Here is a 12,909-nt window from a genome sequence, read left to right as displayed (position 1 = left end):
AATGAAAACAAAATGGTCACTTTTAGAAAAAAAATCTAAATTAACCCCTTTTGATATCCCTATAGATTATAATATATTAAATATACTTGCCAATCGTGGTATAACTAAAAAAAATGATATTATTAAATTTATTAATCCTAAACTTGAAAATTTAGAAGATCCTCAAGGTTTAATTGATTTAGATTTAGCAATTTTAGAAATAGAAGATGCTATTAAAAATGATAAAAAAATATGTATATACGGTGATTATGATGTAGATGGTATTACCTCTACATCTATTTTGTATTTATCTTTAAAAAAGTTAGGTGCTAGTAATATCATATACTATATTCCTTTAAGAAATGAAGGCTATGGTTTAAATAAAAATGCTATAGATGAGATAAAAAGTAAAAATGTAGATTTAATAATAACAGTTGATTGTGGTATTAGTTCTCATTCAGAAGTTGAATATATTAAAGAACTTGGTATGCGTGTTGTTATAACAGACCACCATGATATATCTAGTAATATACCTAAATCCCATGCCTGTGTTAATCCTAAAAGATTAGATAATAAATATAGTTTCCCTAATCTTGCAGGTGTTGGTGTCGTATTTATGTTAGTTTACACTATGTTTAAAAAATTAAATAGACTTGAAGAAGTTTTTGATTTTTTAGATATAGTCGCACTTGGTACTATAGCTGATATTATGCCTTTAATTAAAGAAAATAGAATTATAGTAAAACATGGACTTGAAAAATTTAAAACAACAAAAAATCTTGGACTTCGTAGTATTATTAATAAATTAGAATTAAATAATAAAGATATAACTGTGGGGGATGTTTCATTTAAAATAGCTCCAATATTTAATGCAGTTGGTAGATTATCTGATGCTAAGCTTGCAGTAAAATTATTAATTTCTGAAAGTACAGTAGAAATTAATGCACTTGCTCAAAACTTAATATCAAACAATATTAATAGGAAGAAAATACAGGATGAAATAATTGATAATCTATTAGAAGAAATAGAACATAATAATTATAACAAAAAAGATATTTTAATATTCCACTCTCCTGAATTTCATCACGGAATTATAGGAATAGTGGCTTCAAAAGTTGTTGAAAAATATTATAAACCAGCAATAATAATAGAAGAAAATTTAGATGAAGGAATAGCCGTTGGTTCTTGTCGTTCTGTAGAAGGATTTAATATTACTAAAGCTCTTTCATATTTTTCAAAAGACCTTATAAAATTTGGTGGTCATTCTAATGCTGCAGGTTTTACTATTAAACTAGAAAACTTAGAAAAATTCAAAAAAGATATGGAAGAATATGCAACTAAACAACTACAAGGAATAAGTTTAATAAAAAATATAAACATAGATATGAAAATTCCTGCACAGAAAATATCTTATGAATTTATACAAAGTTTAAATCTACTTAAACCATTTGGATTTGGTAATTCAACTCCAATACTTATGACAGAAAATTGTATAATACATAACCCAAACTTAATAGGAGCTAAAAAGCAGCATCTTAAGTTTGATATAGATCAAAAAGGATTTTCTGTAAAAAATGCTATTTGGTTTAATAATTCTGATAAGATTTCTGAACTAACTAATGACTCTATTTTTTATGATATCGTATTTAAATTAGAAACATCTGAATTTAACGATAGATTTTATCCTAATATATTAATAGAAGATATGAAAAAATCTAAATTAAAAGATGATAGATTTCATTTCTACCATTCTATGTATTATACTTCTTTCCCAATTAAATCAGTATTTTATACTACTATAGATATAGATAGCGAAGATAAATTACATATTAAAAAGAATTTTTCAAATTATTCTATTATGATGGGTAAAAAGACTATTTCAAAACTTGATCAAAATATTTCTAATTTGCTTGATCAACTACATAATTTCTATAACTATGAATTTGAAATAAAAATAGAAGAAATAGATAAAAGACAATATCATAATATTGTTCATATTTTAATAAAGAAGAAACATAAGCTTGAAAATTATTCTAATAGTGATTCAGTTCAATTTAGAAATATTAAGAACTTCTTATTAAAAGATATACCTTATAATGATTTTACAAAAAAAGCTCTTTCTATATTTTATAAAGAAAATAAGTCTATACATATAAATAGAGATAATATAAAGATTGAACTTGAAGAAGAACCTGTAGATATTACTGAAAGCTATTTATACAATTTATTACTAACTATATCTATTAAATATTATTTTGAAAATGATAGGAAAATAAACTTCTATACAACAAATAAATATTTCAAAGAAAAACCAGAATTTAAGACTTATTGTAACTTCATAGATAAAATAAATATACGAAATTCAAATGATATATGTATATTTGATTTCAATAGTATAAAATTACCTAATTTTAAAATAAATTATGAAAAAGCTATCGTTATCTATGATTCAGAAATTAAAAGTGATAAACTAGAAAATATCATATTTAATACTAAATTACCCAAAAATATAGTGAAAATAAGTAAAAATTTACTAAAAAATATAGACTATGAAAGTATATTTTTACACTATTTACCAATAGAAAACAAAAAATATATATTAGAACTAGCAAAAAAAGGAAAAATAATATATACTGATAATAGTATTATTGATTATTATTAAGGAGGAATAATGAAAGTTGGAATTTATTATGGTACTACTACTGGAACAACTGAAGATATAGCACATAGAATAGCAGATAATTTTGATGATGCAGATGTAATTGAAATATCTAATGGTATAGATGGTTTCCCAGATTATGATTTATTAATATGGGGGTCTCCAACTTGGGGATTAGGAGATCTACAAGATGAATGGATGATATATATTGATGAAATAGAAGATATGGATTTAAGTGATAAGTATGTTGCATTATTTGGAACAGGAGATCAAGCATCATTTTCTGATTCATTCATAGATGCTATAGAGATATTGTATAATAAAGCAAAAAAAGCAAACGCAAAATTAATTGGATTTACAGATACAGATGGCTATGAATTTACAAGATCTGCAGCTGTTAAAAATGGAAAATTTATAGGCCTTGCAATAGATGAATTAAATCAACCTGACTTATCTGAAGATAGAGTTAATGCATGGTGTGAACAACTTAAAGAAGAAATGAAATAAGGAGATGTATAAAACATCTCCATTTTTTTACCAAACTTTTATTCTATCTTCAGGTTTTACATACATTTTATCTGTTTCTTTTATATTATATGTCTTGTAAAAATCATCCATAAGATTAACTATATTATTAACTCTATACTTTGCAGGTGGATGATTGTCAGTTAAATTAGCAATTAATGCTTCATCTAGAATATTTCCTCTCCAAACTTTAGCATATGCTTTAAACACTTTATCTAAATCATATCCTTTTTGCTTAGCTATATCTAAAACTACTGTAACTCCACCAATATCAGCCATTATTTCCCCTGTTGATATTTCACCATTAACAAAATGTCCTGGTTTAACTTCTATTTTAGAGAATAGCTCTGCAACTTTCTTAACTTTAATTTGGAATTGCTTATAGTCTTCTTCATTCCACCAAGGATTTAAATTACCATTAGAATCAAATAATGCTCCTGTTCTATCAAATCCATGACTTAATTCATGTCCAAGTATAGCTCCAAGACCCCCTAATTTTTGTTCAGGAGTTCCTTTAGGATCATATAATGGTGATTGAATTATTCCAGCTGGAACAACTATTGCATTAGCCTCCATATCATAATATGCATTTACTTCATAAGTTGGTGATCCCCATTTATTTCTATCAGGTTTTTCTCCTAATTCTTTGAAATTCTTAATAATTTCATGTTCAACTATTTTATTTTTATTTGAAACTAAATTTCCACCTTGTTCATATGATTTTATCTCTATTCCATTTAAATTTTCCCATTTATCAGGATATCCAACATGTAATGATAATTTATTTATTTTTTCTATTGCCTTATTTTTAGTTTCTTCTTTAATCCAATCTAATTCTCTTATTCTTCTTCTATAAGTTTCTTTAATATCTTCCATCATATTTATAACTTCTTGCTTAGTTTTAGGATCAAAATATTTATCTACATATGCTTTTCCTAATGCATCAGAAAATATACTACTTGTAACATAATATGCTAAAGTACTATTATTTTCCATATTATATACTCCTAAAATTTCTTGTGAATATTTAGCAGATATTTCTATTAACTTTTTATCTAAATACATAGTATTTGATTTTATTAACGTATATTCTTGTTTTGCTTTAAATGCTTCTAAATTTTCATCAGTTAATAATTCTGTAAATTTTTCAAGGAAATTAGGGTCTGAAACTATAATTTTTTTAGCTTTAGATAAGTCATATTTATCAAGTATTTCTTTATATCCTAACTTATTCGCTATATTATTTATATCCTCTATACTCAATATGTTATATGATTTCTCAACATCTTGATCTTCTTCTTGAGTTCTCATAAATTTAGCAATTTTAGTTTCTAAATTAAATACTAAATCAGCTTTTCTTATAGCTTCTTTTTTACTATCCCCTTTATACATGAATATATTTATTAAATTATTCTTATATGCTTTTTGTCTCTTTTTAGCATAAGAATTAGTACCTTCGATATAAAGTTTTGAAAGACCTATACCAGGAGTATCTATGTATAAAACATTCTGAGTATTATCCTTAGTATCTTTATATACAGATATAGAATAAATCATACTATTACCTGTTAGTATTTGTTCTTTATTAAGTTCAATAAATTCTTTCATTGTTTTTACTGAACCTATTGCTTTAAGCTCATTTTGTATAGGTTTTATTCTTAACTTATTTCTAGTTTTAAAATCTTTAGCCATATCATAGAAAGTAACAAGTTTTTGTTCATCACTACCTTCTTTTAATTTCTTTTCATTTTTAACTAACTCAGCTACTAATTTCTTTAATTGTTCTTCTGTTTTATCTACAATTATAGAGAAATTATCTATATCAGTTTCTCCTTTTGGTATAGGATGTTTAGATTGCCACTCTTTATTAACATAAGTATAAAAATCATCTTCAAGTCTTACAGATTTACTTGACGAAAAAGATAAAAATGATGCTAATACAAATAATGTTAATAACTTAATTATTTTCTTCATTTAATCTTCCTTTCTCTACATTTTTTTTAATTTTAACATATATATATTTTAGATGCAAGTAAAAAACTCTTTAAAATAAACAAAAAAGAATCAGCTTTTACACTGATTCAGTTTGTTATATTTATCTAGTATGAAGAATTTTTAACTACTTCTTCACCATATCCACCATTTAAAGCTCCTGATGTATTATTACTGTTAAGAGCTCTTTCTACTCTTATTCCTCTTATTCCTGATTCTCTTGCTGCTAAGATATCATCATCACTATCTCCATAGTGTAATGAAACACCATATTTTTTAATATAGTAAGTTTTGTCATATTTATTTGCTGCTTTTGTTTCAGGTGTTCTATATGAAATAGGTTTCATATTAGTTATACCAAATTCTTTTTGTAAAATCATAGCTGTTGAGTCTAATTTATCTCCAGTATACCCTTTAGCAGCTGTTCTACCTGTTATAAATATTACTTGGTCTCCTCTGTCTAAATGCATTTTAATTATTTCTTTAGAAGAATTTTTAGGTAATGAATATTCATCACATTTAGATTCATCTAAGAAATTCCAGTATTCTTGATTACGAGTGTATTTAACACCTTCTTTAGAAAAATGTTTTTCACCGTAGAAGAAACATGGGCTTGATGCAAGTACTGTATCATCTATGTCAAAGCTAACAACTATAGGACCTGTATTTTTTAAACTTTCTCTAATATCATCAACAGTTACCCATTTAACTTCTTTTGCATTATTTTCTCCAACAACCATTAATTCCTTAGTTGTATAACCTTTATGAGTATAAGGTTCTTTTTCTGCAGTATAAGAAAGTGCCCCAAATGCCATTAACGCGGCAACTAACATCATTTTTTTCATTTTGACCTCCAATAAATTACAAGTTACATAGTAAGTATACCTTGATTTTTCTTAAATGCAATACTTATTATTATATTTATAATTATTTTTCTAAAAAGTCGAGTACTGATTTTGGTAAATACTTTTTATATTCTTCATAATTTGTTCTAATTTTAGTAGCAGACACATTATATGCAAATCTTTTAGGATCCATAACATGTACATCAAGTTCTTTAGAAAAAACTTTATACCCTTTAAAATATTTTTTATAATTAACTGTATCTTGTGTTTCATTTGAAAAAACGGAATTTATAACTATATTATTTTTTTCTAATAATTCTACTACTCTTTTAGTCCAAGATAGCCAACCATTAGGATAAGTTTCTATTCCTTCTTCTCTTAAAATTAATATCTCAACATTGAATAATCCTGAAAGTTCTTTTTTCAAAAATCTATATCTATCATTTTCTGTTATAACCTTAGGTAAAGTTGAATTAAAAATTAAATTATCATCACGAGTTTTTTCAACACACAAAGTTACATACAACTTATCAACTAATTGAGCTGCTTCTTTTATAAAATTCAGATGTCCATTATGTACGGGTATAAATTTCCCAAATATTATACCTACCTTTTCTTTCCTATCAAGTTTATTATTCATAATTATAATCTTCTTACAAAATTCCTCATATGATATACACATACCATTTAAAACATTGATTAATGATTTAGAATTAAAATATCCTATTTTTAATAAATCTCCTAAAACTTCCCGTCTTAGTTTCGAATCTAATGTTCCTGTTAAATTATGCTCTATAAGGTCTTTTATCGTATACTTATATGTAGATTTCTTAATAATTTCTTCTTTGTTTTCTAAATATTCTAAAAATATTCTATACAGTTCCTCTTTATCAACATTTTCAACGCCTACATTTTCTTTTTTAGTTGCTATGCTTCTTGGAACATAAAGATTAAATATGTTTGACTTAACACTAGAGTTTATTTTATCTCTTATCCTCTTTCCTGTAAAATCAGGATCTGTTAATAATATTATATTATTTTTTTCAGACAATTGTTTTATTATCTCTATTTTTTCTCTACTTAGTCCCACACTACCGTGAAGAGGTATAATTGTAGCATCAATAACTTGATTTAATTTACTTACATCATCTTTACCTTCAACTATAACTATATCATCTATTTTTAACTTTTCCATCATTTTAATCAACCAAATTATATTCCTTAAGAATTTCTAATAAGTAATCCCAAGTAATTTTAACACTTTCAAGTCCCATTCTTTCTTCAGGAGTATGAGCTCCAAAAATATCTGGACCAAATGATATTACATCTAAATCCTCTATTTTATCTGTAAACAGACCACATTCAAGCCCAGCATGAATAGCCTTCATTTCAATTTCCTTATTGAATTTATTATAGAATACTTTTTCACTTAATCTTCTTAAAGATGAATCTTCCCTATATTCCCAAGGATGGAAAGATGGTACCTTAACTCCCTCAGTTTCATATTTTTTAGCTAATTCTATTACAAATTCTTGTAAATCATCTAATTCTTTTACACTTGAACTTCTAAGTAATGTATTGATTTTAAATATTGAATTATTACCCTCTAATTCTGTTTTTAAAACACCAAAATTAAGTGATGTTTGAACAAGTCCTTCTATACTTTGACTCATAGTTCTTACTCCATGAGGAAATTCATTATAAAATGATACTAATTTATGTGTATCTCTATCAGATATTTTTCTTAAAGATTTATCTGATATTTCTTTTATTTCATATCTTAATCCTAATTCTTCAGGATAATTGTCTTTTTCAACAACTATAAATTTATCTAATAATTCTTTTATACTATCAATACTTGATCTAGTTGCAATTTTAGCATGTGCTTCTCTAGGTATAGCATTATCCTTATTTCCGCCATCAATTTCTATAAGTTCATAGTTATGATTAATAGAAAGATGTTTTAATAATTTAGATAATATCTTAATAGAATTTCCTAAATTTAAATGGATTTCTGCACCTGAATGTCCTCCTTTTAATCCTAGAATTTCTATAAGATATACTTTATCTTCTTTATCTAATGAATAATTCTCAACTTTACTACTTAATTTTAAAGTTGCTCCACCTGCACTACTTACATAAATTTTCCCAACTTCTTCAGTATCAAGATTTATCATTTTCTTACCTTTTAATAGACTTGTATCAAAATTTTCTGCACCTACCATATTAACTTCTTCATCAGTTGTAATTAAAATTTCAAGTGCTGGATGTTTAATATCTTTTGAATCTAAAATAGCAAGTGCCATTGCAACAGCTATACCATTATCTGCACCAAGAGTTGTTCCTTGTGCCATTAAATATCCATTTTCTATTTTTAATTTTATACCTTCTTTTTCAAAATCAAAGTCAACATCTTTATTTTTTTCCCAAACCATATCCATGTGTCCTTGTAAAATTAAAGGCATATAGTTTTCATATCCACTTGTTGCTTCTTTTTTTATAACCACATTATTATATTTATCTTGATATACTTCCAAATTTCTTTCTTTTGCAAAATTTACTAACCAATCACTTATTTGTTTTTCTTTTCCTGATCCTCTAGGTATTTTTGAAATTTCTTCAAAAAATCCAAGTACATTTTCAGGATAGATTCCTTTAGTTACTGTATTCATTTTTCCTCCTAGACAATATTTTCTAAAATTTCTTCTAAATATCTTCTTTCCTCTTGATTTAAATCTTCATTATTTTTTAATTTCTTAAGTATTTTATCGTCACTTGCAAGAGCACTTCTTTCAAGTATTTTAACTATTAATTTTTTATAAAACTCCATAAACTCCTCACTAATATTTATTTTCAAATTTTTCTTTCATTCTTAAAACTCTTTCAGTTTTAAATTTCCCCATCCCTTTTATACTATATATTTCATCATATCCTGATGATAATAAACTTTTTAAATTTTTAAAATGATCAACTATATTTTCTACATCTTTTTTAGTTAACTTATTAGCTGAACTTAAAATTCTATATCCTTTAGATTCTAAAGTTTCATCTAACAATGTTTGTTTTAAATCATATCCTAAAATTTTAGCAATTTTTGCATCTTCTCTAATTTCATCTTTTTCAAGTTTCATCAATTCATCAAATATCTTTTCTGGACTCTTACTAATTTTTAAAGTATAATCTTTAACAAAATTATTAAAAGTAATTCTTTGATTTGCCATTATTTCATGATGTTGTAATTCTATCAATCTACCTTCATTCCCAAGTTCCATAATATATTGATTAACTTCCTTATCCATAATAAACATAAGATAAAAATATCTAAGACCGTTTAAAACTTCTTCTAAAATTACAGTATTTTCAAATTCAGATAATGTTAGATCTTCCATATATTTATTAACTGATATAGCATATTTTTCAAGAGACATAATAGCTTGTGAAGCCTTAGTTAATAAATCTCCTACTAAATCTAGAATGTATTTAAAATCACCCTTAAATACTGTTATTCTTTTTCTTCTTTCTGATATGGTAATAACCAACTTATTAGTAAGTTTTGCTATTCTATCTGCTGTTCTATGTCTTGTTCCACTTTCATCAGTTTGAATCTCTTTATCAGGTTGTAATTGAACATTTGCTCCATAAATAGTTTTAAGATCTTCTGATATTAAAACTGCACCATCCATTTTTGCAAGTTCATACACCTTTTGTGGACTAAATGCTGTATTTAAAACAAATCCTCCATCTACATATTTTTCTATACTTTCTATAGAACTTAATATCAAAAGTCCTCCTAAAGAGGCTTCTTGTATTCTTTCTATAGCTATTCTTAAAGGTTGTCCTGGTGCCACTATTTTAAATATACTTTTCATAATTTTTTCATATTCAGGTTTAACTAACATAAATCACAGCCTTTCCACCAATTCTGATATATTATTGATATAGTTTAGTTTTACTGTTGTTTCAAAATTCTCAAGCTCAGTCATATGTAATTTAGGTAAATACACTCCAGTAAAACCAAGTTTTTCTAATTCCTTTATTCTCTTTTTAATAAAAGAAACTTTTCTAACCTCACCTCTTAACCCTATTTCTCCAATAGCAGCTATTTTTTGACTTATACCTATAGATCTTATAGTTGATATTAAAGATAAAACTATAGCAAGATCTGCAGATTGATCCTTAATTTCTATACCCCCAGGTATATTTAAATATATATCATTCCCTGATAAATCCATCCCAAAAACTCTTGATACAACAGCAGATAAAAGTTCTACTCTATTTTTATCATAGCCTTCTATAACTCTTTTGGGTATACCAAATTTTATAGGAAATGATAAAGTCTGTATTTCAAATAATATTACTCTGGAACCCTCTATAGATGTTGTTATTATACTACCAATATTTTTTTCATCTCTTTCTGATATGAAAAATTCAGATGGATTTTTAATTTCAGAAACACCATCTTCTCTCATATCAAATATTGAAATTTCATTTGTCGATCCATATCTATTTTTTATACTTCTTATTATTCTATAATAATTATTTTCATCACCTTCAAAAGAAAGTACAGCATCTACCATATGCTCTAACAATTTAGGCCCTGCAAGTTTACCATCTTTAGTAACATGACCAACAATATAAAATGAAATATCATTATTTTTTGCTATATCTATTAATTTTAAACTACATTCCCTTATTTGACTTACACTTCCTGGAACTGAACTCACATTTTCAGAATATATAGTTTGTATAGAATCTATTATTATCACTTCTGGTTTTTCATTTTCTATAGTTTGTTCTATTACTTCTAGATTTGTTTCACTTAAAAGGTTTAACTTACTTGAATTAACCTGTATTCTAACAGCTCTTTCTTTAATTTGTTTAACTGATTCTTCCCCTGAAATATACAAAACATTTCTATTTTTAGCATATTCATTTGAAAGTTGCAACAAAAAGGTAGATTTACCTATACCCGGATTACCAGTAATTAAAACTACTTCTCCTTTAGTAAGACCTCCACCTAAAACTCTATCAAATTCTTCATATTTTGTTTTTACTCTAAAGTCTTTTTCAAACTTAACCTCATTTATTTTAGTAGAAGAAACATTCTTAACAGTTTTTCTAATACCTGACATTTTAACTTCTATTTCTTCTTCTATAGTTCCCCAACTATCACAAGCTGGACATTTCCCCATCCATTTAGTACTTTGATAACCACATTCATTACACACATATTTTATTTTCTTTTTATCTGCCATCTTTTATACTTTCTGCCTTTTTTATAACATCTTCTATTATTATTTTAGGAACAAATTCTAATAAATTGCCTCCATTTATAGCCACTTCTTTAACTATACTAGAGCTCAAATAAAGATATTCTCTTGATGCTGTTAAAAATAGTGTTTCAAATTTTTTATTAGTCAATGCCATATTAGTTAAATTAACTTGCAATTCATACTCATAATCAGATACTGCCCTTAATCCTCTAACTAATATATCTATATCTTTCTTATTAATATAGTCTACTAATAATCCAGAAAATTCAACTATTTTCGCATTAGTTATTCCCTCTGATTCTAATACTTTTTTTATAAGTTCAACACGTTCATTAGTACTAAACCAAGATTTCTTAGAATAGTTTACAAAAACTCCTATTATAAGTTCATCAAAAAGCATCGATGTTCTTTTAATTATATCTAAATGTCCTTTAGTTATTGGATCAAAACTTCCTGGATATATAACTTTTTTATTCATCTTATTTCTCCAATTTTAATAATTCTATAGCAATACTTGCTGCTTTTTTTTCAGCTTCTTTTTTACTTTTAGCCTTAGCTGTTGCATATCTTTTATTAGATATAATAACTTCAATTTCAAAAGTTTTATCATGGTCTGGACCTGTTTCTGAAATCGTTTGATATATTGGTATAGTCTTATACTTCATTTGTGTCATTTCTTGGAGAGTTGTTTTATAATCTGAAATACCTTCTATTTTATCTAAATTATTTATTTTATCTTCAATTAAATTCACAAATATGTTTTTTACTGTCTCAAAATCAGAATCCAAAAACACAGCTCCTACAAGTGCTTCAAAAGCATCAGCAAGTATTGAATCTCTTTTTCTTCCTCCATTAATTTCTTCGCCGTTACTCAAGAAAATATAATTTCCTATTTCTAAATCTCTTGCTATCGATGCCCAAACTTTCTCACTTATTATTTTACTTTTACTTTTAGATAAATCACCTTCATTACTTTCTATATTTTTTTTATAAATATATTCAGTCGTTATTAAATCCATAACAGCATCCCCTAAAAATTCCAATCTTTCATTATCTTTAATATTACGTGATGCATGTTCATTTAAATATGATCTATGTGTAAGTGCTTCAAATAAAAGCCTTATATTTTTGAATTTATAATTGATTTTTGACATTAAAACATCAAAATCATTTTTCATATCTTACTTTGTTCTCCTATTTTCTATTAAATTTATTAAATCTCCTACTTTAACAATATTTTTCATCTCTTCTTTTTCTATAGTTATTCCATATTTTTCTTCTAAAGCTGTAGCAATTTCAATAATATCTAAAGAATCTGCTCCTAAATCTTCTACTATATTTGCATCTAATGTTATTTCATTTGAATCAACATCTAATTGTTCTAATATTATCTCTTTTAATCCTTCTAACATACTTTTATCCTTTCAATATACATTCATATCAATTATATTAATTATACCATATAATAAACAAAAAAATCTACTATTATGATATTATATGGAGTGTAAAGTTTAAAATGCACAAAATTTTTAAATTAATTTTTTTGTAAACCCCAAATGCACAAAATCATACTTCCCATTAGATAATAATTTTTTAATTTTAATAAGATATAAACTTATTTCATTTATATCAGTTT

12 protein-coding genes are annotated in these 12,909 nt (G+C 25.5%); 2 read left to right on the top strand and 10 right to left on the bottom strand.

Annotated features, from left to right (window positions below; genetic code table 11):
* Position 1: 1 nt before the first annotated feature.
* Positions 2-2,641 (top strand): single-stranded-DNA-specific exonuclease RecJ, encoded by a 2,640-nt coding sequence (gene recJ / locus AYC59_RS04420; protein ID WP_066895612.1) that lies wholly within the window; start codon positions 2-4, stop codon positions 2,639-2,641.
* A gap of 9 nt (positions 2,642-2,650) precedes the next feature.
* Positions 2,651-3,145, top strand: a complete 495-nt coding sequence (locus AYC59_RS04415) for a flavodoxin (protein ID WP_211260006.1) — start codon at positions 2,651-2,653, stop codon at positions 3,143-3,145.
* A gap of 27 nt (positions 3,146-3,172) precedes the next feature.
* On the opposite strand, the gene AYC59_RS04410 is transcribed toward AYC59_RS04415, so the two are convergent.
* The 10 genes from AYC59_RS04410 to acpP all read right to left on the bottom strand — a co-directional run bounded on the left by AYC59_RS04410 (position 3,173) and on the right by acpP (position 12,685).
* On the bottom strand, positions 3,173-5,137 hold the full coding sequence (locus AYC59_RS04410) for a M13-type metalloendopeptidase (protein ID WP_066895608.1): 1,965 nt from the start codon (positions 5,135-5,137) through the stop codon (positions 3,173-3,175).
* Positions 5,138-5,262: 125 nt separating this feature from the next.
* On the bottom strand, positions 5,263-6,000 hold the full coding sequence (gene aphA, locus AYC59_RS04405; protein WP_066895606.1) for an acid phosphatase AphA: 738 nt from the start codon (positions 5,998-6,000) through the stop codon (positions 5,263-5,265).
* 82 nt (positions 6,001-6,082) lie between these two features.
* Positions 6,083-7,198, bottom strand: coding sequence for a ribonuclease M5 (gene rnmV / locus AYC59_RS04400; protein ID WP_169792224.1), 1,116 nt, complete (start codon positions 7,196-7,198; stop codon positions 6,083-6,085).
* A 1-nt stretch (position 7,199) separates the two neighbouring features.
* Positions 7,200-8,672: an aminoacyl-histidine dipeptidase gene (locus AYC59_RS04395; protein ID WP_066895602.1), complete on the bottom strand. Its 1,473-nt coding sequence runs from the start codon at positions 8,670-8,672 to the stop codon at positions 7,200-7,202.
* An 8-nt stretch (positions 8,673-8,680) separates the two neighbouring features.
* The gene (locus AYC59_RS07915) at positions 8,681-8,830 is read right to left on the bottom strand and encodes a hypothetical protein (protein WP_169792223.1); all 150 of its coding nucleotides are present in this window, start codon (positions 8,828-8,830) and stop codon (positions 8,681-8,683) included.
* Positions 8,831-8,840: 10 nt separating this feature from the next.
* The gene (disA, locus tag AYC59_RS04390; RefSeq protein WP_066895599.1) at positions 8,841-9,899 is read right to left on the bottom strand and encodes a DNA integrity scanning diadenylate cyclase DisA; all 1,059 of its coding nucleotides are present in this window, start codon (positions 9,897-9,899) and stop codon (positions 8,841-8,843) included.
* Between the two features lie 3 nt (positions 9,900-9,902).
* Positions 9,903-11,255 (bottom strand): DNA repair protein RadA, encoded by a 1,353-nt coding sequence (radA, locus tag AYC59_RS04385; protein ID WP_066895597.1) that lies wholly within the window; start codon positions 11,253-11,255, stop codon positions 9,903-9,905.
* On the bottom strand, positions 11,245-11,751 hold the full coding sequence (coaD, locus tag AYC59_RS04380; RefSeq protein WP_066895595.1) for a pantetheine-phosphate adenylyltransferase: 507 nt from the start codon (positions 11,749-11,751) through the stop codon (positions 11,245-11,247). The genes radA and coaD overlap by 11 nt, the downstream gene beginning before the upstream one ends.
* A 1-nt stretch (position 11,752) precedes the next feature.
* Positions 11,753-12,451 carry a ribonuclease III gene (gene rnc, locus AYC59_RS04375; protein ID WP_066895593.1) on the bottom strand — a complete coding sequence of 233 codons (699 nt, stop codon included), beginning with the start codon at positions 12,449-12,451 and terminating at the stop codon, positions 11,753-11,755.
* A gap of 3 nt (positions 12,452-12,454) precedes the next feature.
* On the bottom strand, positions 12,455-12,685 hold the full coding sequence (acpP, locus tag AYC59_RS04370; protein WP_066895591.1) for an acyl carrier protein: 231 nt from the start codon (positions 12,683-12,685) through the stop codon (positions 12,455-12,457).
* Between the last annotated feature and the right edge of the window lie 224 nt (positions 12,686-12,909).

Origin of the sequence: Pseudostreptobacillus hongkongensis (assembly GCF_001559795.1) — a bacterium.
GTDB classification, from domain to species: domain Bacteria; phylum Fusobacteriota; class Fusobacteriia; order Fusobacteriales; family Leptotrichiaceae; genus Pseudostreptobacillus; species Pseudostreptobacillus hongkongensis.
This window is presented reverse-complemented; position numbering and strand designations above follow the sequence as displayed.